18 protein-coding genes are annotated in these 20289 nt (G+C 71.3%); 4 read left to right on the top strand and 14 right to left on the bottom strand.

Annotated elements, in window-relative coordinates:
* Nucleotides 1–172 precede the first annotated feature (172 nt).
* From pgi to ACMATS_RS28980, 12 genes are all read right to left on the bottom strand, one after another.
* The gene (gene pgi / locus ACMATS_RS29035) at nucleotides 173–1807 is read right to left on the bottom strand and encodes a glucose-6-phosphate isomerase (RefSeq protein WP_391155437.1); all 1635 of its coding nucleotides are present in this window, start codon (nucleotides 1805–1807) and stop codon (nucleotides 173–175) included.
* Nucleotides 1808–1937: 130 nt separating this feature from the next.
* Nucleotides 1938–2273, bottom strand: coding sequence for an RNA polymerase-binding protein RbpA (locus tag ACMATS_RS29030; RefSeq protein ID WP_079110552.1), 336 nt, complete (start codon nucleotides 2271–2273; stop codon nucleotides 1938–1940).
* Between the two features lie 159 nt (nucleotides 2274–2432).
* Complete coding sequence (gene secG, locus ACMATS_RS29025; RefSeq protein WP_336412438.1) at nucleotides 2433–2669, bottom strand: preprotein translocase subunit SecG; 237 nt, start codon at nucleotides 2667–2669, stop codon at nucleotides 2433–2435.
* Between the two features lie 119 nt (nucleotides 2670–2788).
* Nucleotides 2789–3565 (bottom strand): triose-phosphate isomerase, encoded by a 777-nt coding sequence (gene tpiA, locus ACMATS_RS29020; RefSeq protein ID WP_414169567.1) that lies wholly within the window; start codon nucleotides 3563–3565, stop codon nucleotides 2789–2791.
* Nucleotides 3566–3571: 6 nt separating this feature from the next.
* On the bottom strand, nucleotides 3572–4783 hold the full coding sequence (locus ACMATS_RS29015; protein WP_391155434.1) for a phosphoglycerate kinase: 1212 nt from the start codon (nucleotides 4781–4783) through the stop codon (nucleotides 3572–3574).
* Between the two features lie 98 nt (nucleotides 4784–4881).
* Nucleotides 4882–5886 carry a type I glyceraldehyde-3-phosphate dehydrogenase gene (gene gap / locus ACMATS_RS29010; protein WP_414169566.1) on the bottom strand — a complete coding sequence of 335 codons (1005 nt, stop codon included), beginning with the start codon at nucleotides 5884–5886 and terminating at the stop codon, nucleotides 4882–4884.
* Between the two features lie 324 nt (nucleotides 5887–6210).
* Nucleotides 6211–7209 (bottom strand): DNA-binding protein WhiA, encoded by a 999-nt coding sequence (whiA, locus tag ACMATS_RS29005; RefSeq protein WP_171080226.1) that lies wholly within the window; start codon nucleotides 7207–7209, stop codon nucleotides 6211–6213.
* Nucleotides 7200–8228, bottom strand: coding sequence for a gluconeogenesis factor YvcK family protein (locus ACMATS_RS29000; protein WP_414169565.1), 1029 nt, complete (start codon nucleotides 8226–8228; stop codon nucleotides 7200–7202). Before ACMATS_RS29000 ends, whiA begins: the two co-directional genes overlap by 10 nt.
* Complete coding sequence (gene rapZ, locus ACMATS_RS28995) at nucleotides 8225–9157, bottom strand: RNase adapter RapZ (RefSeq protein ID WP_390777498.1); 933 nt, start codon at nucleotides 9155–9157, stop codon at nucleotides 8225–8227. The genes ACMATS_RS29000 and rapZ overlap by 4 nt, the downstream gene beginning before the upstream one ends.
* Before the next feature lie 100 nt (nucleotides 9158–9257).
* Nucleotides 9258–11243, bottom strand: a complete 1986-nt coding sequence (gene uvrC, locus ACMATS_RS28990) for an excinuclease ABC subunit UvrC (RefSeq protein WP_390777499.1) — start codon at nucleotides 11241–11243, stop codon at nucleotides 9258–9260.
* 103 nt (nucleotides 11244–11346) lie between these two features.
* A complete protein-coding gene (locus ACMATS_RS28985) occupies nucleotides 11347–12156 on the bottom strand; it encodes a hypothetical protein (RefSeq protein WP_414169564.1) in 810 nt (269 codons plus the stop codon).
* A gap of 5 nt (nucleotides 12157–12161) precedes the next feature.
* Nucleotides 12162–12794, bottom strand: coding sequence for a papain-like cysteine protease family protein (locus tag ACMATS_RS28980; protein WP_414169563.1), 633 nt, complete (start codon nucleotides 12792–12794; stop codon nucleotides 12162–12164).
* Between the two features lie 227 nt (nucleotides 12795–13021).
* Here ACMATS_RS28980 and ACMATS_RS28975 point away from each other — a divergent pair, with 227 nt between their 5' ends.
* The gene (locus tag ACMATS_RS28975; RefSeq protein WP_414169562.1) at nucleotides 13022–13966 is read left to right on the top strand and encodes a hypothetical protein; all 945 of its coding nucleotides are present in this window, start codon (nucleotides 13022–13024) and stop codon (nucleotides 13964–13966) included.
* 3 nt (nucleotides 13967–13969) lie between these two features.
* Here the strand turns inward: ACMATS_RS28975 and ACMATS_RS28970 are convergent, their stop codons facing one another.
* Entirely contained in the window at nucleotides 13970–14398 is a 429-nt protein-coding gene (locus ACMATS_RS28970) for a Rieske (2Fe-2S) protein (RefSeq protein WP_390777503.1), read from the bottom strand.
* 79 nt (nucleotides 14399–14477) lie between these two features.
* Here ACMATS_RS28970 and ACMATS_RS28965 point away from each other — a divergent pair, with 79 nt between their 5' ends.
* A complete protein-coding gene (locus tag ACMATS_RS28965) occupies nucleotides 14478–15374 on the top strand; it encodes a carbohydrate kinase family protein (RefSeq protein WP_390777504.1) in 897 nt (298 codons plus the stop codon).
* A 256-nt stretch (nucleotides 15375–15630) separates the two neighbouring features.
* Here the strand turns inward: ACMATS_RS28965 and uvrA are convergent, their stop codons facing one another.
* Nucleotides 15631–18651: an excinuclease ABC subunit UvrA gene (uvrA, locus tag ACMATS_RS28960; protein WP_414169561.1), complete on the bottom strand. Its 3021-nt coding sequence runs from the start codon at nucleotides 18649–18651 to the stop codon at nucleotides 15631–15633.
* A 200-nt stretch (nucleotides 18652–18851) separates the two neighbouring features.
* Here uvrA and ACMATS_RS28955 point away from each other — a divergent pair, with 200 nt between their 5' ends.
* Both ACMATS_RS28955 and ACMATS_RS28950 read left to right on the top strand, forming a co-directional pair.
* The gene (locus tag ACMATS_RS28955; RefSeq protein ID WP_391155419.1) at nucleotides 18852–19538 is read left to right on the top strand and encodes a maleylpyruvate isomerase family mycothiol-dependent enzyme; all 687 of its coding nucleotides are present in this window, start codon (nucleotides 18852–18854) and stop codon (nucleotides 19536–19538) included.
* Nucleotides 19539–19548: 10 nt separating this feature from the next.
* On the top strand, nucleotides 19549–20205 hold the full coding sequence (locus tag ACMATS_RS28950; protein ID WP_336412452.1) for an MBL fold metallo-hydrolase: 657 nt from the start codon (nucleotides 19549–19551) through the stop codon (nucleotides 20203–20205).
* The last annotated feature ends 84 nt before the right edge of the window (nucleotides 20206–20289 follow it).

Genomic DNA, 20289 nt, shown 5'->3' with positions numbered 1-20289 from the left:
GGGCCATTGGCACAAGGGGCCGCCACGACGCCCCGTCAGGGGCGCGGGGAACTGCGCGACCAGCCACGACGCTCCCGCAGATGACCTGCCGTGCCGAGGTGGCGTGTCGGCTGCAGGCTGACTTCGGCTGATCGCGCAGTTCCCCGCGCCCCTATCGGGGCGCGGATCGGGTCTAGCGCCCCCGCAGCTCCCGGTAGCGGCGCACGAGCGCAGCGGTGGACGCATCCAGACCCGGCACCTCGGCACCTTCGGTGAGCGCAGGCTCGACCCTCTTCGCGAGGACCTTCCCCAGCTCGACGCCCCACTGGTCGAACGAGTCGATGTTCCACACCGCTCCCTGGACGAACACCTTGTGCTCGTACAGTGCGATCAACTGCCCCAGCACGGACGGCGAGAGCTCACTCGCCAGGATCGTCGTCGTCGGGTGGTTGCCGCGGAACGTCTTGTGCGGGATCAGCTCCTGCGGGACGCCCTCCGCCGCGACCTCCTCCGGGGTCTTGCCGAAGGCCAGCGCCTGGCCCTGGGCGAACAGATTGGCCATCAGCAGGTCGTGCTGGGCCGCCATGCCCGGCTCCAGCTCCTCGACCGGCCGGGCGAAGCCGAGCAGGTCCGCCGGGATCAGCTTGGTGCCCTGGTGGATCAACTGGTAGTACGCGTGCTGCCCGTTCGTGCCGGGCGTGCCCCAGACCACCGGGCCGGTCTGCCAGTTGACGCGGTTGCCGTCGCGGTCGACCGACTTGCCGTTGGACTCCATGTCCAGCTGCTGCAGGTACGCCGCGAACTTCGACAGGTAGTGGCTGTAGGGCAGCACCGCGTGCGACTGCGCGTCGTGGAAGTTGCCGTACCAGATGCCCAGCAGGCCCAGCAGCAGCGGGACGTTCTCCTCCGGCGGGGCCGTGCGGAAGTGCTCGTCGACCAGGTGGAAGCCGGCCAGCATCTCGCGGAAGCGGTCCGGGCCGACGGCGACCATCAGGGAGAGGCCGATGGCCGAGTCGTAGGAGTAGCGGCCGCCGACCCAGTCCCAGAACTCGAACATGTTGGCCGTGTCGATGCCGAACTCGGCGACCTTCTCGTCGTTCGTCGACAGGGCGACGAAGTGCCGCGCGACGGCCTCCTCGCCGGCCCCCAGACCGGCCAGCAGCCAGTTCCGCGCCGACGTGGCGTTGGTGATGGTCTCGATCGTCGTGAACGTCTTCGAGGCGATGATGAACAGCGTCTCGGCCGGGTCCAGGTCGCGCACGGCCTCGTGCAGGTCCGCACCGTCGACGTTGGAGACGAAACGGAACGTCAGTTCGCGGTGGGTATAGGCGCGCAGCGCCTCGTACGCCATCGCCGGGCCGAGGTCGGAGCCGCCGATACCGATGTTGACGATGTTGCGGATGCGCTTGCCGGTGTGGCCCTTCCAATCACCCGAACGGACGCGGTCGGCGAAGACCTGCATCTTCCGCAGCACGGCGTGCACGGCGGGGACGACGTTCTCCCCGTCGACCTCGACGACGGCCGACTCGGGGGCGCGCAGCGCGGTGTGCAGCACGGCGCGGCCCTCGGTGGTGTTGATCTTCTCGCCACGGAACATGGCGTCGCGCAGCTCCGCCACGCCCCGGGCCGCCGCGAGGTCGCGCAGCAGGCGCAGGGTCTCGTCGGTCACGAGGTGCTTGGAGTAGTCGAGATGCAGGTCGCCGACGGAGAGCGTGTACTTCTCGGCCCGGCGCGGGTCGTCGGCGAAGAGCCCGCGCAGCTGCACCTCCCCCAGCTCGTCCCGGTGCTTGGCCAGCGCATTCCACTCAGGCATCTGATCGACGTTCATCTCAGCCCATTTCTCCTTGTCGCTGCGGTATGCACCAACCTAGCCGACCAATGCGAGCGGCCCGTCCGCACACCCCCGCAAGGGGGGGTACGGACGGGCCGTTCGTCAAGAGGTCCGGAAGGTGTCCGGCTCAGATCTCGCCGCGCAGCTTGGCGAGCGCCTCGGCGAGGATCGCCTCGCCGTCCGCGTCGCTGCGCCGTTCGCGGACGTACGCCAGGTGCGTCTTGTACGGCTCGGTGCGCGGGGGGTCCGGCGGGCTGTCCCGGTCCTGACCGGCCGGGAAGCCGCAGCGCGGGCAGTCCCAGGTGTCCGGGACCTGTGCGTCGCTGGCGAAGCTCGGCTGTGTTTCGTGCCCGTTCGAGCACCAGAAGGAGATGCGGAGACGCGGCGCGGACTCGCCCCGCTCGGCCTCCCCCATCGGCCCCGCCCCGACCCGGCTTCCCCGGATCGCGTTGCCACTTGCCACGGTCGTAACTCCCTGCGTGATGGTGCCGCGGAGCGTGACAGTCCGCTCCGCTGCGGGCGCCCCAGTCTACGTAAGGCCCAACGCGCGTCCAGTGGCAGGAGTTACAGCCCGGCCGCGAAGACGCGAGTCTCCATCATAGGCCGCTGATACGACGGTACGTCAGCTCTTGAGCTTCATCAGGATGCCGAGCGCGACGATGCACGCGAACCACAGCAGACCGATCACGATGGTGATCCGGTCGAGGTTGCGCTCGGCGACCGAGGAGCCGCCGACGGAGGACTGCATGCCGCCACCGAACATGTCGGACAGGCCGCCGCCCTTCCCCTTGTGCATGAGCACCAGCATCATCAGCAGCAGGCTGAAGACGATGAGGGCGATCGAGAACCCGATGACCACGGCTGGACCAACTCTCTCGGACTGTTGACGAACGGGGGCCGGACCCGGCGAAAACGCCGGTCCCGGCCCCGACAGGGTACGACGGGCGGTGCCCGTCGTCATAGCTGCTGCCGCGCGGCCTACTGGTCGCCGAAGCGGACGATCTTCACGAACTCGTCCGCGTCGAGTGCGGCGCCGCCGACCAGCGCGCCGTCCACGTCGGGCTGCGCCATGATCGCCGCGATGTTGCCGGACTTGACGGAGCCGCCGTACTGGATGCGGACCTTGTCGGCCAGCTCCTGGCCGTAGAGCTCGGCCAGGCGGCCGCGGATGGCCCCGCAGACCTCCTGGGCGTCCTCGGGGGTGGCGACCTCGCCGGTGCCGATGGCCCAGACGGGCTCGTAGGCGATCACGATGGACTCGGCCTGCTCGGCCGGGACGTCCTTCAGGCCGCCGTCGACCTGGGCCAGGGTGTGCGCGACCTGGTTGCCCGCCTTGCGGACGTCCAGGCCCTCGCCGACGCACAGGATCGGCGTGATGCCGTGCTGGAAGGCGGCCTTGACCTTGGCGTTGCAGAGCTCGTCCGACTCGCCGTGGTACTGGCGGCGCTCGGAGTGGCCGACGGCCACGTAGCTGCACTTGAGCTTGGCCAGCATCGAGCCGGAGATCTCGCCGGTGTAGGCGCCGGAGTCGTGCGCCGAGATGTCCTGGGCACCGTACTTGATCTTGAGCTTGTCGCCGTCGACCAGCGTCTGCACCGAGCGCAGGTCGGTGAACGGGGGCAGGACCGCGACCTCGACGGCCTCGAAGTCCTTGTCGGCGAGCGCGAAGGCGAGCTTCTGGACGTGTGCGATGGCCTCGAGGTGGTTGAGGTTCATCTTCCAGTTGCCCGCCATCAGCGGGGTGCGTGCAGTCACGGTGGTTCAGTCCTCCAGTGCGGCGAGGCCGGGGAGCGTCTTGCCCTCGAGGTACTCGAGGCTCGCGCCGCCGCCGGTCGAAATGTGGCCGAAGGCGTTCTCGTCGAAGCCCAGGATGCGCACGGCGGCGGCCGAGTCGCCACCGCCCACGACGGTGAAGCCGGGCGAGTCCAGCAGGCCCTGGGCCACGGCCTTGGTGCCGTTGGCGTAGTCGGGGTGCTCGAAGACGCCCATCGGGCCGTTCCAGAAGACGGTTCCGGCGTCGGCGAGCTTCGAGGCGTACAGCTCCCGCGTCTTCGGGCCGATGTCCAGACCCTCCTTGTCCGCCGGGATGGCGTCCGAGGCGACGAGCTCGGGGTTGGCCGGAGCCTTGGTCTTCAGGTCCGGGAAGTCGGCCGAGACCAGGACGTCGACGGGGAGCAGGAACTCCACGCCGCGCGCCTCGGCCCGGGCCAGGTACTCCTGGCAGACCGGGATCTGGTCCTTTTGCAGCAGCGAGATGCCGACCTCGTGGCCCTTGGCGGCCAGGAAGGTGTAGGACATGCCGCCGCCGATGAGGATGCGGTCGGCCTTCTCCAGCAGGTTGTCGATGACACCCAGCTTGTCGGAGACCTTGGCACCGCCCAGGACCACCACGTACGGGCGCTTGACGTCGTCGGTCAGCTTCTTCAGCACGCCGACCTCGGTGGCGATCAGGTCGCCGGCGGCGTGCGGGAGCCGCTTCGGGAGGTCGAAGACCGAGGCGTGCTTGCGGTGCACCGCACCGAAGCCGTCGCCCACGTACAGGTCGGCCAGCGACGCGAGGGCATCGGCGAACGCACCGCGCTCCGCGTCGTCCTTGCTCGTCTCGCCCGCGTTGAAACGGAGGTTCTCCAGCAGCGTGACCTCGCCGTTCGCCAGAGCGGCGACGGTGGCCTTCGCACTGTCGCCGACCGTGTCGGCGGCGAACGAGACGTTCCTGCCCAGGATCTCGCCGAGCCGCCGAGCGACCGGCGCCAGGGAGAACTGCGGGTCCGGGGCGCCCTTGGGACGGCCCAGGTGCGAGGCGACGATCACCTTGGCGCCCGCCTCGGCGAGCTTGGCGATCGTCGGCGCGACGGCGCGGATGCGGCCGTCGTCCGTGATGGTGGTGCCCTCGAGCGGCACGTTCAGGTCGGCGCGGACGAAGACCCGCCGGCCCTCCACGCCGTCCTGGATGAGTTCGTCGATCGTCTTCATACGGTGACTCCGGTGACTTCCGTGAGTAACAGCCATGCGACGGGGCCCGTACCGCGCGCCAGTGCGCTGTACGAGCCCCGTCCTTTACATCGCTCGGATCAGAGCTGGCCGCCGACGAAGACGGTCAGGTCCACGAGGCGGTTCGAGTAGCCCCACTCGTTGTCGTACCAGCCGACGACCTTGACCTGCTTGCCCTGAACCATCGTCAGCTGCGAGTCGAAGGTGCAGGAGGCCGGCCAGTTGACGATGTCGGAGGAGACGATCGGGTCCTCGGTGTACTCGAGGATGCCCTTGAGCTGACCCTCGGCGGCCTTCTGGAAGGCGCCGTTGATCTCGTCCTTGGTGACCTCGCGGTCGAGCTCGAGGACCAGGTCGGTGACCGAGCCGGTCGGGACCGGGACGCGCATGGCGATGCCGTCCAGCTTGCCCTTGAGCTGCGGGAGGACCAGGGCGGTGGCCTTGGCGGCACCGGTCGAGGTCGGGATGATGTTCTCCGCGGCGGCGCGGGCGCGGCGCAGGTCGGAGTGCGGGAAGTCCAGGATGCGCTGGTCGTTGGTGTACGCGTGGACCGTGGTCATCATGCCCTTGACGATGCCGAAGTTCTCGTCGAGAACCTTGGCCATCGGCGCCACGCAGTTGGTGGTGCAGGAGGCGTTGGAGATGACGTGGTGGTTGGCCGCGTCGTACTTGTCCTGGTTGACACCCATCACGATGGTGATGTCCTCGCCCTTGGCGGGCGCGGAGATCAGGACCTTCTTGGCGCCGACGGCGATGTGCTTGGCCGCGTCCTCGCGCTTGGTGAAGATGCCGGTGGACTCGATGACGATGTCGGCGCCGAGCTCGCCCCACGGGAGGGCGGCCGGGTCGCGCTCGGCCATCGTCTTGAAGGTCATGTCACCGACGGTGATCGTGTCGTCGGTGTGGCTGACCTCCTGCTGCAGACGGCCCAGGATCGAGTCGTACTTCAGCAGGTGCACCAGGGTGGCGTTGTCGGTCAGGTCGTTGACACCGACGATCTCGATGTCCGCACCCTGCTCCAGGAGCGCGCGGAAATAGTTACGACCGATACGGCCAAAGCCGTTGATGCCTACGCGGATCGTCACGAACCGATCTCCTCGTTGGTGTGCCGGGCTGTCCGCCGGCGGCTGTATTGGGATGTCCCCGACCACCACCGACCCTACCTCCAACAGGGCGGTGACGTGACATTGGCATCGCTCGGCCCGTAACCCTTGACAAAGCGGAATCCAGCCCGTTTGTGCACGGTTCCGCTCACTCGCGCGGGGCGGGCGGAACGGCGCTTCGTCACACACGGTGACGACTTCGGCGCACCGCCGCCCGGCGTACCCCAACACCCTTGCCGGCGGCCGGTATTGGAGCGCCCCCGCCCGGGCGGACCGGTGCGGGGGCGGAAGGGGAAACGGGGAGGGTCAGCCGACCATGCCCTCGGCCATCTCCTCGGTCAGCTCGGCCAGGTTCGACTCGGTGCCCGGAATGCCCAGGTCCTGGGCACGCTTGTCCGCCATGGCGAGCAGGCGGCGGATCCGGCCGGCCACCGCGTCCTTGGTCAGCGGCGGGTCGGCGAGGGCGCCCAGCTCCTCCAGGGAGGCCTGCTTGTGCTCCATGCGCAGCCGCCCGGCGGCCGCGAGGTGCTCGGGGACCTCCTCGCCGAGGATCTCCAGCGCGCGCTGCACCCGCGCGCCCGCGGCGACGGCCGCCCGCGCCGAGCGGCGCAGGTTGGCGTCGTCGAAGTTGGCCAGGCGGTTGGCGGTGGCCCGCACCTCACGGCGCATCCGCCGCTCCTCCCAGGCCAGCACGGACTCGTGCGCGCCGAGCCGGGTCAGCAGGGCGCCGATCGCATCGCCGTCGCGGACGACCACCCGGTCCACCCCGCGCACCTCGCGCGCCTTGGCCGCGATCTGCAGCCTGCGGGCCGCGCCGACCAGGGCGAGGGCCGCCTCCGGGCCCGGGCATGTCACCTCCAGGGAGGAGGAGCGGCCGGGCTCGGTGAGGGAGCCGTGGGCCAGGAAGGCGCCTCGCCAGGCGGCCTCCGCATCGCAGGTGGCGCCGGAGACGACCTGCGGGGGCAGCCCGCGGATCGGCCGGCCGCGGCCGTCGACCAGGCCGGTCTGGCGCGCCAGCTGGTCACCGCCCGCCACCACCCGCACCACGTACCGGCTGCCGCGGCGCAGCCCGCCGGGGGCCATCACCACCAGGTCGGAAGCGTGTCCGAAGATCTCCAGGATGTCCTTGCGGAGCCGCCGGGCGGCGATCCCCGTGTCCAGCTCGGCCTCGATCACGATGCGGCCGCTGACCAGGTGCAGCCCGCCGGCGAACCGCAGGATGGCCGAGACCTCCGCTTTCCGGCAGCAGGTCCGGGTGACGGGGAGCCGGGAGATTTCGTCCTTCACCGCTGCCGTCATCGCCATGGGCCGATCCTTCCATGCATCCGAAAAATACGGTCGTACGCGGCGGCCAGCAGCTCGGGGTCGTGTACCGCCGAACTGCCGGGCGCGGCGACCGCCGCCAGCTCCACCGCGGCGCCGAGCCGCTTGGCGGCGTCGGTCAGGCTCTCGCGGTCGGGCACGGCGGCCTCGTCGGCCAGCACCACGTCCAGGGCGAGTTTAGGGGCGTGTCGGGCCAAAACCTCCAAATGACGCTGCGGTGAGAAGCCATCGGTTTCCCCGGGCTGCGGCGCGAGGTTCAGCGAGAGCACGCGCCGGGCCTTGGTCTCCTGCAGGGCCTGCAGCAGCTCGGGCACGAGCAGGTGCGGGATGACCGAGGAGAACCAGGAGCCGGGGCCGAGCACCACCCAGTCGGCGTCGAGCACGGCCTCGACGACCTCGGGCACCGCGGGCGGATCCTCGGGGACGACGTGCACCGACTGCACCTCGCCCGGGGTGAGCGCCACGGTGGCCTGGCCGCACACGGTGCTGACGGTGTCGGGCTCTGCCAGGTCGTGGCCCTTGACCAGGGCCTGGAGCTCCAGCGGGACCGCGGACATGGGCAGCACCCGGCCGTGCGCGCCGAGCAGCCTGCCGACCAGGTCCAGGGCCTGGACGTGGTCGCCGAGCTGCTCCCAGAGGGCGACGATCAGCAGATTGCCGACGGCGTGGCCGTGCAGGTCTCCGCGGCTCTCGAAGCGGTGCTGGATGACCCGGGCCCAGGTCTGGCCCCAGTCGTCGTCGCCGCAGAGGGCGGCGAGGGCCTTGCGCAGGTCGCCGGGGGGCAGCACGCCCAGCTCGTCGCGCAGCCGGCCGCTGGAGCCGCCGTCGTCGGCGACGGTGACCACGGCCGTCAGGTCGCCGGTGATCCGGCGGAGGGCGGCCAGGGAGGCGGACAGCCCGTGGCCGCCGCCGAGGGCGACGACCTTGGGCTGTGCGCCGGAGCGGCCGCGGGGCCGGCCGGGGACCCGTACGCGGCGCAGCCGGAAGGTGCGGCCGGTCACTCGCGCCCCATGTCGCGGTGCACGACGACGGTCTCGACGCCCTCGGAGACCAGGCGGTGGGCGAGCTTCTCGGACATGGCGACGGAGCGGTGCTTGCCGCCGGTGCAGCCGACCGCGATGGTCACGTAGCGCTTGCCCTCGCGGCGGTAGCCCGCGGCGATGAGCTGGAGCAGCTCGGTGTAGCGGTCGAGGAACTCCTTGGCGCCCGGCTGGTTGAAGACGTAGCCGGAGACCTCCTCGTTGAGCCCGGTGAAGGGGCGCAGCTCGGGGACCCAGTGCGGGTTGGGCAGGAAGCGGCAGTCGACGACGAGGTCGGCGTCGACGGGCAGGCCGTACTTGAACCCGAAGGACATGACGGTGGCCCGCAGCTCCGGCTCCTCCTCGCCGGCGAACTGGGCGTCCAGCTTGGCGCGCAGCTCGTGGACGTTGAGGCTGGAGGTGTCGATGACCAGGTCGGCGTCGCCGCGCAGCTCGCGCAGCAGGTCGCGCTCGGCGGCGATGCCGTCGACGATGCGGCCCGAGCCCTGCAGGGGGTGGGGGCGGCGCACGGACTCGAAGCGGCGCACCAGGGCGTCGTCGGAGGCCTCCAGGAAGATCACCCGCCGCTTGACCTTCTTCGACTCCAGGTCCGCGAGGGACTCGCGGAGGTTGTCGAAGAAGCGCCGGCCGCGGACGTCCACGACGACGGCGATGCGGGCGACGTTGCCCTGCGAGCGGGCGCCCAGGTCCACCATGGTGGGGATCAGGGCGGGCGGCAGGTTGTCGACGACGAACCAGCCGAGGTCCTCCAGGCACTTGGCGGCGGTGCTGCGGCCCGCCCCCGACATACCGGAGATGATCACCAGCTCGGGGATGCCCGCTGCCTCGGCAGTCGCATCCGCCGTCGTGCCCGTACTCACCTGTGCTCCGTCCCGTTCGGTGTCGTTCATGCCGTCTTCCCCCGTTTCCCTGACGCGCCGCAGGTGCGGTCACGTCTTCCATACTGCGGTCTCGTGGCGCGCGCGGCATGGACCACGTGCGCCACGCCCATCATTCCTCTGCCTCGTCCATGATTTCGCCAGTGGCGGTGTTGACCGCGGGGGCGGGCGCCGGAGCCGTCGCCAGGGCGGCGGCGATCGTCTCGGCCGTCCTGCGGCCGATGCCGGGCGCGGCGCAGAGCTCCTCGACCGTGGCGGCGCGCAGCTTCTTCACCGAGCCGAAGTGCTTGAGCAGCGCCTTCCTGCGGGTCTCCCCCAGGCCGGGGACCGCGTCCAGCGGGCCGGCCTTCATCGTCTTCGAGCGCTTGCTGCGCTGGTAGGAGATGGCGAAGCGGTGGGCCTCGTCACGGACGCGCTGCAGGAGGTAGAGGCCCTCGCTGGTGCGGGGCAGGACGACCGGGTCGTCCTCGCCGGGCAGCCAGACCTCCTCCAGGCGCTTGGCGAGGCCGCACACGGCCACGTCGTCCACCCCGAGCTCGTCCAGCGCGCGCCGGGCGGCCGCCACCTGCGGCTGTCCGCCGTCGACGACGACGAGCTGCGGGGGGTAGGCGAAGCGCTTGGGGCGGCCGTCGTCGTCGAGGCGGCTCTCCCCGTCCGCGTCCTCGACGGCGCTCTCCTCGGACCACTCCCCCGCCTTCTGCTTCTCCTGCAGATAGCGGCGGAAGCGGCGGCCGACGACCTCGTGCATCGAGCGGACGTCGTCCTGGCCCTCGAAGCTCTTGATCTGGAAGCGCCGGTACTCGCTCTTGCGGGCCAGGCCGTCCTCGAAGACGACCATCGACGCCACCACGTCCTGCCCCTGGAGGTGGGAGATGTCGAAGCACTCGATGCGCAGCGGCGCCGAGTCCAGGCCGAGGGCCTCGGCGATCTCCTCCAGGGCGCGCGAACGGGTCGTCAGGTCGGAGGCGCGCCTGGTCTTGTGGAGCGCGAGGGCCTGCTGGGCGTTGCGCTGGACCGTGCCCATCAGGTCCTTCTTGTCGCCGCGCTGCGGGATGCGCAGGCTGACGGCGGCGCCGCGGCGCTCCGTGAGCCACTGCTGTACGGGCTCGACGGGCTCGGGCAGGGCGGGGACGAGGACCTCCTTGGGCACCGCGTCGCCCTTCTCCTCGCCGTAGAGCTGCTGCAGGGCGTGCTCGACGAGGCCCGCGGTGTCGACGGCCTCGACCTTGTCCGTGACCCAGCCGCGCTGGCCGCGCACCCGGCCGCCGCGGACGTGGAAGATCTGCACGGCCGCCTCGAGTTCGTCCTCGGCGACCGCGATCAGGTCGGCGTCGGTGGCGTCGGCGAGGACGACGGCGTTCTTCTCCATGGCGCGCTTGAGCGCCTCTATGTCGTCGCGCAGCCGGGCGGCCTTCTCGTACTCCATCTCCTCGGCCGCATCGTGCATCTGCCGTTCCAGGCGGCGGATGTACGCACCGGTACGCCCGGCCATGAAGTCGCAGAATTCCTCGGCGAGTTCGCGGTGCTCCTCGGGGGTGACGCGGCCGACGCAGGGGGCGGAGCACTTGCCGATGTAGCCGAGGAGGCAGGGGCGGCCGATCTGGTGCGAGCGCTTGAACACCCCTGCGGAGCAGGTGCGGACGGGGAAGACCCGCAGCATCAGGTCGACGGTCTCGCGGATCGCCCAGGCGTGGGCGTAGGGGCCGAAGTAGCGCACGCCCTTCTTCTTGGGGCCGCGCATGACCTGCACGCGCGGGAACTCCTCGCCCAGCGTGACCGCCAGGGAGGGGTAGCTCTTGTCGTCGCGGTACTTGACGTTGAACCGGGGGTCGTACTCCTTGATCCAGGAGTACTCCAGCTGCAGCGCCTCGACCTCGGTGGAGACCACGGTCCACTCGACGGAGGCGGCCGTGGTGACCATGGTGCGGGTGCGCGGGTGCAGGCCCGCGAGGTCCTGGAAGTACGAGGAGAGCCGCTGGCGCAGGCTCTTCGCCTTCCCGACGTAGATCACGCGGCCGTGCTCGTCCCGGAATCTGTAGACCCCCGGCGAGTCGGGGATCTGTCCCGGCTTGGGTCGGTAGCTGCTGGGGTCGGCCATGCCACAACCCTACTTGCGGGCACCGACAATCGGAGTGCCGGTTTCCCCGCGCCCGAAGGGGGCGCGGGGAACTGCGCGATCAGCCACAAACGACCCGCACGTCTCAGCCGGCCGTCCGGCGCCGGAGCCTGCGCACCGTCACGACGCCGAGCCCGAGCGCCAGAGCCGCCCCGCCGGCCGTCGCGGCGGGAGCGAGGCCCGACGACGAGGAACCGCCCCGCGGCCCCGGCTCGTCGTACCCGCCCGCAAGCCCCTTCTCCGCGTAAGCGGAACCCGGCAGCTTGTCGCCGTAGGCCTTGTGGACCCGGTCGCGATAGGCGGCCACCGTGGTACCGCCCGCGCCGACGGCGCGCACCGCGTCCTGGTCGAGCGGCAGCACCCGGTCGCCGCGCTGGACGTACCAGGCGTTGATCTGGGGCTCGCGGAAGACCGTGCCGCCGCCGAGCTTCTTCGCTCCCTCGGCCGCGTACCGCGTCTCGTCGTCGCCGGTGGCGATGTTGACGACCTTCCAGCTGTCGCCGACGTGTGCCGCCCACACCGAGGCCTTCTGCCCGTCAGGCGACACGGCCGTGGTGGCGAGGAAGTCAAGTTTGGCCACCGGCGCATTCGCCTTGCCCGCCACGAACTCCGGGGAGAGCGTGTAGACGGGCACGGTGGCGCCCTCGATCCTCGGCTGCGCCGCGCTCCTGGCGATGGCACCGTCGCGGGCGAAGAAGCGGGAGAGCGTGCCGAGCGTCGAGGGTGTCTCGGCGGCGTGGTGCGCGGCGGCGATCCCGGAAGCCGGCGGCGGGGCCGGGACGGCCGGGGTCTGTGCGGCCTGGGCGAGGGGGGCCAGGCAGAGCAGCCCGGCGGTGAGGGCCCCGGCGGCCGCTGCGCGGGTGACGTTCCTGCGGGTGTACGCGCGGTCGGTCATCGCCCTCACGCTCCGATCCGGTAGAGCGAGTGGGTCCAGGAGAACTGGTCGTTGTTGACGTACCAGTCGTGCGAGGCCCAGTTGTAGCGGTCGTTGGACGGCCACGGGTCGCCCCAGTAGACCCAGCTGTTGCTGTCGTCGTAGCCGTAGAGGACGTGCATGTGCCCGCCGCCCGAGGACCACTGGATGCGCGTCTCGATCGGACGGTTGTTGTCGATCTCCGTCTGCACGGTCGAGTAGCGCAGCCAGCCGCTCACGTACGAGCCGGAGTTGATGCCGGCCCAGTCGAGGGCGTTCTGCACGTTGCCCAGCGTGGCCTGGCTGTTGGGGCACGTGGTGTCCTGCTGCCGGTTGAAGGCGGCGTTGCAGAACTGGTTCTGGCTGTAGGTGCGCCCGAACCAGGTCGCGATGGTGTTGCCGGAGCCTGCCCAGCACCAGTTGCTCTTCTGCTGTGCCTGCATGGTGATGTTGAGCTGCTTGGACGCGCGCAGAGCGGGCCGGCCGTCGTTCGCGGCGCTCGCCGTGGTGGGGACGGCGAGCAGCGCGGAGGCGATCAGGGCCGCGACGGACAGTCTTCTGCCGCGTATCCGGGATCTGGAGTGCTGTGCTGACGGTGCCGATGCCGAGGCACGGGTCATGGCGTTCCTCCCGTGGCGGGGGGTTGTGGTGGAGGAGCGCGTCCGGACGCTGCTGAGGAGCATCAAGTGTTGTCGGGTGTCGGTCAACAGGCTTCAATGCTCTGTGAAACCGCGGTGTGAACAGACGGCGTTGCCTGTGAACAGCCTGTGCCCGCCCAGGAGGAATGCGGCGCTCCTGTCCGCCGGCTCCGCTGCCACCGTTGTGAATATTCACAGAGGAGCGGCGGATGGCACGTACACCCACCGGCACCGGGTCCGCCGAGGCCGAACTGGCCCAGGCCCTGCGGACGGGACCGTTCCACCTCGCGCTGCGCACCGCCCTGTCGGCGCGCGGGCTGGCCCTGCACCGGGTCCAGCACCGGCTGGCCCAGCGGGGCGTCAAGGTCGGGGTGACGAGCCTGAGTTACTGGCAGCAGGGGGCCAGGCGGCCGCGGCGGCCCGAGTCGCTCAGGGCGGTGCGGATGCTGGAGGAGGTCCTGGAGCTGCCAGCGCAGGCGCTGACCCGGCTGCTCGAACCCGTGCCGCGGGCGGAGACGGCCCGCCCCGCCGGGCGCTCGTACCGCCTGCTGGTGGAGGAGTCGCGCGCCCTCGAACGGCTGCTGGCCGAGCTGGAGTCACCGGCCGACGGCGGGCTGCACACCGTCTGCCACCTGGAGCACGTCCACATCGGCGCGGGCCGCGAGCTGCGCGGGCGCGCCTCGCACCACGTGGTGCGGGCGCACCGCGACGGGGTGGACCGCTATCTGGCCATCCACCGCGGGGACCCGGGCTGCGATCCGGGGCGGGTGACCGTCCGGGCGGACGAGAACTGCCGGGTGGGGCGCGTCCGTTGGCAGTCCGCGGCAGGGGTGCTCGTCGCCGAGCTGCTCTTCGACGTGCGGCTGCGCGCCGGGGAGACCCATGTCTTCGGCTACGGCTTCGAGGACGGCACCGCGGGGCCGAGCACCGAGTACGTGCGCGGCTTCAGCTTCGCGGCCGGGCAGTACGTGCTGCAGGTCCGCTTCGACGAGGCCGCGCTGCCGGTGCGCTGTCGCCGCTTCGTCCAGGCGTCGGCGGCCGCGCCGCGCACCGGGCAGCAGGAGCTGACGCTCTCGGGGCGGCACCACGGGGTGCACCTGGCGGAACAGCCGGTGCGCCCGGGGATCCTGGGGATCGCGTGGGACTGGTCGTGACGGTCAGGCGTCCGGGCCGGCGACGAGCTTGCCGCCGGACTCCTTGACCGGGACGGCCGGCAGCGGTGCGCCCGCCGGGCCCTGGAGGACCTTGCCGGTCTGCGCGTCGAACTTGCTGCCGTGGCACGGGCAGCTGACCTTGCCGTTCTCGACCTTGTCGACCACGCAGCCCGCGTGCGTGCACACCGCGCTGAACGCCTTGTACTCCCCCTTGGCGGGCTGCGCCACGACCAGCTTCTGCTCGCGGTAGAGCTTGGCCCCGCCGACCGGCACGTCGCCCGCCGCCCCGAGGTCCACGGGCGCGGTCGGCGTGGCGGGCCCCTTGGCCGCCGAGCCGGCGGCGTCGCAGCCGGTGACGCCGAGCCCCGCGGCCCCGGCCAGTGCCGCTCCGCTCAGGAGCACGGTGCGACGGGATGCGGACTGGCTGGTCATGCGGGCTCCAGGGGGAACGGCGGTGCTTGTCGCACCGACGATACTGGGAACTCCCCCCAGCGGAAGGGACGACCCCCTGGTGATCGTCGTAGCCGGAGAAGCCCTGATCGACCTCGTGGCCGACGGCGCCGGAGGGGACGGCGGGCTGCCCGCCCTGCTGCCCCGCCACGGCGGCGGGCCGTACAACACCGCTGTCGCGCTGGGGCGGTTGGGGGCGGCGGCGGCCTTCTGCTCCCGGGTGTCGTCGGACGCCTTCGGGGAGTCCCTGCTGGCCGGGCTGCGGGCGGCAGGGGTGGACATCTCACTCGTTCAGCGCGGCCCGGAGCCGACGACACTGGCGGTCGCGGCCGTCGGCGCGGACGGCTCAGCCGGTTACGGCTTCTACGCGGGCGGCACCGCCGACCGGCTGTTCACGCTGCCCGGTGCGCTGCCCGAGGCGGCGAGCGCGCTGTGCGTGGGCACGTGTTCGCTGGTGCTGGAGCCGGGCGCGACCGCCTACGAGGCGCTGCTGCGCCGCGAGGCGGAGCGCGGGCTGTTCACCCTGCTCGACCCCAACATCCGCCCGGGCCTCGTCCCGGACCCCGACGCCTACCGGGCCCGCTTCCGGTCCTGGCTGCCGTACGTCTCGCTGCTGAAACTGTCGGAGGAGGACGCGCAGTGGCTGGGCGGCACCCCGGAGGACTGGCTGGCGGAGGGCCCGCAGGCCGTGGTGCTCACGCACGGCGGGCGGGGCCTGTCGGTACGGACGCGGTCGGGGGTGGCGTGTGCGGTGCGGGCCGATCGTGTCGAGGTGGTCGACACGATCGGAGCCGGCGACACGGTGAACGCTGCGCTCTTGCTCAGGCTGGCAGGGATGCCGGGCACGCCGGACGAGTCCACCTGGCGCGACACGTTGTCGTTCGCGGCCCGGGCCGCGGCCGTGACCTGCTCCCGCGCAGGGGCCGAGCCGCCGTACGCGGCGGAGCTGGGTGCCTAGGTTTTGCGCCCCGAAGGGGCGCGGGGCTGTTGCTCCCCCAGCTACCGCTGGGAGGTACCCCCAGCGGCTCCGCCGCGTGGGCGCGACCAGCCACGACGCGCCCGCAGTCGATGTTCTCGGGGCTGCGCCCCGGACCCCTGGGCTGCAGCGTCGGCTGCGGGCCGGCGGTGGCTGATCGCGCAGTTCCCCGCGCCCCTTCGGGGCGCCGTGGCTCCACCACGGCGCCCACCGGCTCCCGCCGCAACCCGCAGTGCGGTCAGGCGCGGCGCGCCCGCGCCGTCTTCTTCACCGGTGCCGCCTTCTTGGCGGCACCCGTCTTCGCGGAAACGGCCTTCTTGGCCGGCGCCGCCTTGGCGGCAACCGTCTTGGCGGCAACCGTCTTGGCGGCAACCGCCTTCTTCCGACGCGCAGGCGCAGCCGTCACCGCATCGCTGACGCGGCCCCCGAGCATCTCCCGCAGGAACTTGCCCGTGTGGCTCGCGGGGACGGCGGCCACCTCCTCCGGGGTGCCCTCGGCGATGACCAGGCCGCCGCCGTTGCCGCCTTCCGGGCCCATGTCGATGACCCAGTCCGCCGTCTTGATCACATCGAGGTTGTGCTCGATGACGATCACGCTGTTGCCCTTGTCGACCAGGCCGGACAGCACCGAGATCAGCTTGCTGATGTCCTCGAAGTGCAGGCCCGTCGTCGGCTCGTCGAGGACGTACACCGTGCGGCCCGTCGAGCGCTTCTGCAGCTCGCTCGCGAGCTTGACGCGCTGCGCCTCGCCGCCGGACAGCGTGGGCGCGGACTGGCCGAGCCGCACGTACCCCAGGCCCACCTCGTGGAGCGTGCGCAGGTGGCGCGCGATCGTCGGCACGGCCTCGAAGAACTGGAGCGCCTCCTCGATCGGCATGTCCAGCACCTCGGCGATGGACTTGCCCTTGTAGTGCACTTCCAGCGTCTCGCGGTTGTAGCGCGCGCCGTGGCAGACCTCGCACGGGACGTACACGTCCGGCAGGAAGTTCATCTCGATCTTGATGGTGCCGTCGCCGGAGCAGTTCTCGCAGCGGCCGCCCTTGACGTTGAAGGAGAAGCGGCCGGGCAGGTAGCCGCGGACCTTCGCCTCCATCGTCTCCGCGAAGAGCTTGCGGACGTGGTCGAAGACACCGGTGTACGTGGCCGGGTTGGAGCGCGGCGTGCGGCCGATGGGCGACTGGTCGACGTGGACGACCTTGTCGACCAGGTCGTCGCCGTCGACGCGGGTGTGCCGGCCGGGGACGGCGCGGGCGCCGTTCAGCTCGCGGGCCAGGTGCGTGTAGAGGATGTCGTTGACCAGGGTCGACTTGCCGGAGCCCGAGACGCCCGTGACGGCCGTGAGCACGCCGAGCGGGAAGGACACGTCGATGTCCTGCAGATTGTTCTCCCGGGCACCGCGCACGGTCAGGCGGCGCTTGGGGTCCGCGGGGCGGCGCTGCTCCGGGAGGGCGATGGACTTCTTGCCGGAGAGGTACTGGCCGGTCATCGAGGCCTCGGTGCTCAGCAGCTCGGCGAGGGGGCCGCTGTGGACGACCTTGCCGCCGTGCTCGCCGGCTCCGGGACCGATGTCGACGACCCAGTCGGCGACCTTGATGGTGTCCTCGTCGTGCTCGACGACGATGAGGGTGTTACCCATGTCGCGCAGGCGGACGAGGGTCTCGATGAGGCGGTGGTTGTCGCGCTGGTGCAGGCCGATGGAGGGCTCGTCGAGCACGTAGAGCACGCCGACCAGGCCGGAGCCGATCTGGGTGGCGAGCCGGATGCGCTGGGCCTCGCCGCCGGAGAGGGTGCCGGCGGCGCGGTTGAGCGAGAGGTAGTCCAGGCCGACGTCGACCAGGAACTTCAGGCGCTCGTTGACCTCCTTGAGCACCCGCTCGGCGATCTTCTTCTCGCGGCCGGTGAGCTTCATGCCGCGCAGGAAGTCGGCGCACTCGCTGATCGACATCGCGGAGACCTCCGCGATGGAGCGGCCCTGCACGGTGACGGCGAGGACGATCGGCTTGAGGCGCGTGCCCTCGCAGGTCGGGCACGGCACTTCGCGCATGTAGCCCTCGAAGCGCTCACGGCTGGAGTCGCTCTCCGCCTCGGAGTGGCGCCGCTTGACGAAGGGCACCGCGCCCTCGAAGGCGGTGGTGTAGGCGCGCTCGCGGCCGTAGCGGTTGCGGTAGCGCACCTCGATCTGCGTCTTGTGGCCGTTCAGCAGGGCCTTTCTGGCGCGCTGCGGGAGGCCGGCCCAGGGGATGTCCGTGCGGAAGCCGAGCTCGTCGGCCAGGGCGCCGACGAGGCGGCCGAAGTAGTCCTTGGTGTGGCCGTGCGACCAGGGGCTGATCGCGCCCTCGTCCAGCGACTTGTCCGGGTCGGGGACGATCAGCTCGGGGTCGACCTCCATGCGCGTGCCGATGCCGGTGCAGTCGGGGCAGGCGCCGAAGGGCGAGTTGAAGGAGAAGGAGCGCGGCTCCAGCTCCTCGAAGGACAGGTCGTCGTACGGGCAGTAGAGGTGCTCGGAGAACATCCGCTCGCGCTCGGGGTCGTCCTCGGCGAGGTCGACGAAGTCGAGGATGACCATGCCGCCGGAGAGGCCAAGGGCCGTCTCGACGGAGTCGGTGAGCCGGCGCTTGGCGCTGTCCTTGACGGTGAGGCGGTCGACGACCACCTCGATGGTGTGCTTCTCCTGCTTCTTCAGCTTGGGCGGGTCGGTGAGCTGGATCGTCGCCCCGTCGACCCGGGCCCGGCTGTAGCCCTTGGTCTGCAGGTCGGAGAAGAGGTCGACGAACTCGCCCTTGCGCTCGCGCACCAGCGGGGAGAGCACCTGGAAGCGGCTGCCCTCGGGGAGCTCCAGCACCCGGTCCACGATGGCCTGCGGCGACTGCCGGGAGATCGGGCGGGCGCACTCGGGGCAGTGCGGCTTGCCGATGCGGGCGAAGAGGAGGCGGAGGTAGTCGTAGACCTCGGTGATGGTGCCCACCGTCGAGCGGGGGTTGCGCGAGGTGGACTTCTGGTCGATGGAGACGGCCGGGGAGAGGCCCTCGATGAAGTCCACGTCGGGCTTGTCCATCTGGCCCAGGAACTGCCGCGCGTAGGAGGAGAGCGACTCCACGTAACGGCGCTGCCCCTCCGCGAAGATCGTGTCGAACGCGAGGGACGACTTGCCCGACCCCGAGAGCCCGGTGAAGACGATGAGGGAGTCGCGCGGGAGGTCGAGCGAGACGTTCTTGAGGTTGTGCTCGCGTGCGCCACGGACGATGAGACGGTCTGCCACGCCGGTCGGCACCTTTCTTGAGAGTCGGCTCCGGACGGAGCTGCGGGGGTGCGCCGCGCCCCACCGACCCAGGGTACGGGGAGCGTCTGACACACGGACGTCGTCGGCGATGCCACCCCCGACGATATAGCACGCACATTCGATTTAGGGCGTGAGTCCACATCCTTCACCCGAAGGAGTGGCGGCGCTATGGTCGGGCCATGATCGATCATGTGCACGACCTGGCCTCCGTGCGGGACGCGACACAGCGCCTGCTCGCCGCGGCCGCCCGACTGGACAACGCCGCCGTGGCCGCGCCGTCACGGCTCCCCGGCTGGAGCCGCGGCCACGTCCTGGCCCACGTCTCCCGCAACGCGGACGCCCTGGTGAACGTCCTGGCCGGCCGCCCCATGTACGCGAGCGCCGAGCTCCGCGACGCGGACATCGAGCGCGATGCGCCCCGCCCCCTGGACGTCCAGCTCAGGGACCTGGAGGAGAGCACGGCCCGGTTCCTGGAGCAGGCCGCCGTCCCCGCCGACTGGTCCCGCACGATCACCATGCGCAACGGCGTGACCGACAGCGCCTCCCGCGTTCCCTTCCGGCGGCTCATCGAGGTCGAGCTGCACCACGTCGACCTCGGCATCGGCTACGAACTCGAGGACCTCTCGGACGAGTTCACCGCCCGCGAGATCGACTTCCTCGCCCGGCGGTTCACCGGCCACCCCGACGTCCCCGCGCTCACCCTGACCGCCACCGGGGGCGGCCAGTGGTCCACCGGCCGCACCGAGGGCACCCCGATCGCCGTCACCGGCCCCGCCCCGGCCCTCCTCGGCTGGCTCGCCGGCCGCCGCGACGGCACCGGACTCCACGCCGGTGCCGAACCGCTGCCCGCCCTGCCCCCGCTATAGGGTTGACGGCATGACATACAGCGGAGTGGTCGAGGTCGGCGGACCTGCAGACGTACACGAGTTGACCGATCTGATGATCTCGAAGGTCGCCGTCGGCCCGATGAACAACAACGCCTATCTGCTGCGGTGCCGGGCGACCGACGAGCAGCTGCTGATCGACGCCGCCGCCGAGCCGAGGACGCTGCTCACCCTGATCGGCGACAGCGGGATCGCCTCCGTGGTGACCACCCACCGGCACGCCGACCACTGGGGCGCGCTGAGCGAGGTCGTGGACGTCACCGGCGCCCGCACCTACGCGGGGCGGTACGACGCCGAGGGCATCCCCGTCTCGACGGACGTGCCCGTCGAGGACGGGGACGTCATCCGCGTCGGACGCGTCGAGCTGACCGCCCGTCACCTGGTCGGCCACACCCCGGGCAGCATCGCCCTGGTCTACGACGACCCGCACGGGCACCCCCATGTGTTCACCGGCGACTGCCTCTTCCCCGGTGGCGTGGGCAACACCCACAACGACCCGAAGGCCTTCGCCAGCCTGATCGACGACGTCGAGACCAAGATCTTCGGGCAACTGCCCGACGAGACCTGGGTCTACCCCGGCCACGGCAACGACACCACCCTCGGTGCCGAGCGGCCGCACGTCGCGGAGTGGCGCGAGCGCGGCTGGTGAGGCCCCGGGGGGAGCCCGCCGTCCGCACACCCGGCGGACGGCGCGGTGCCGCCGCGCCCCCGGCAACGCCCCCGTACGCCCCGG

The organism is Streptoverticillium reticulum, from assembly GCF_047456005.1.
Taxonomy (GTDB): Bacteria; Actinomycetota; Actinomycetes; order Streptomycetales; family Streptomycetaceae; genus Streptomyces; species Streptomyces reticulum.
Note: the sequence above shows the minus strand (reverse complement) of the source record. Positions and strands in the feature narration are given on the sequence as shown.

Excerpts from the sequence above, each read along its gene's own strand:
- pgi (WP_391155437.1), bottom strand. The coding sequence starts at position 1,807 with ATGAACGTCGATCAGATGCCTGAGTGGAATGCGCTGGCCAAGCACCGG.
- ACMATS_RS29015 (WP_391155434.1), bottom strand. The coding sequence starts at position 4,783 with ATGAAGACGATCGACGAACTCATCCAGGACGGCGTGGAGGGCCGGCGG.
- whiA (WP_171080226.1), bottom strand. The coding sequence starts at position 7,209 with ATGGCGATGACGGCAGCGGTGAAGGACGAAATCTCCCGGCTCCCCGTC.
- rapZ (WP_390777498.1), bottom strand. The coding sequence starts at position 9,157 with ATGAACGACACCGAACGGGACGGAGCACAGGTGAGTACGGGCACGACG.
- uvrC (WP_390777499.1), bottom strand. The coding sequence starts at position 11,243 with ATGGCCGACCCCAGCAGCTACCGACCCAAGCCGGGACAGATCCCCGAC.
- ACMATS_RS28985 (WP_414169564.1), bottom strand. The coding sequence starts at position 12,156 with ATGACCGACCGCGCGTACACCCGCAGGAACGTCACCCGCGCAGCGGCC.
- ACMATS_RS28980 (WP_414169563.1), bottom strand. The coding sequence starts at position 12,794 with ATGACCCGTGCCTCGGCATCGGCACCGTCAGCACAGCACTCCAGATCC.
- ACMATS_RS28975 (WP_414169562.1), top strand. The coding sequence starts at position 13,022 with ATGGCACGTACACCCACCGGCACCGGGTCCGCCGAGGCCGAACTGGCC.
- ACMATS_RS28970 (WP_390777503.1), bottom strand. The coding sequence starts at position 14,398 with ATGACCAGCCAGTCCGCATCCCGTCGCACCGTGCTCCTGAGCGGAGCG.
- ACMATS_RS28955 (WP_391155419.1), top strand. The coding sequence starts at position 18,852 with ATGATCGATCATGTGCACGACCTGGCCTCCGTGCGGGACGCGACACAG.
- ACMATS_RS28950 (WP_336412452.1), top strand. The coding sequence starts at position 19,549 with ATGACATACAGCGGAGTGGTCGAGGTCGGCGGACCTGCAGACGTACAC.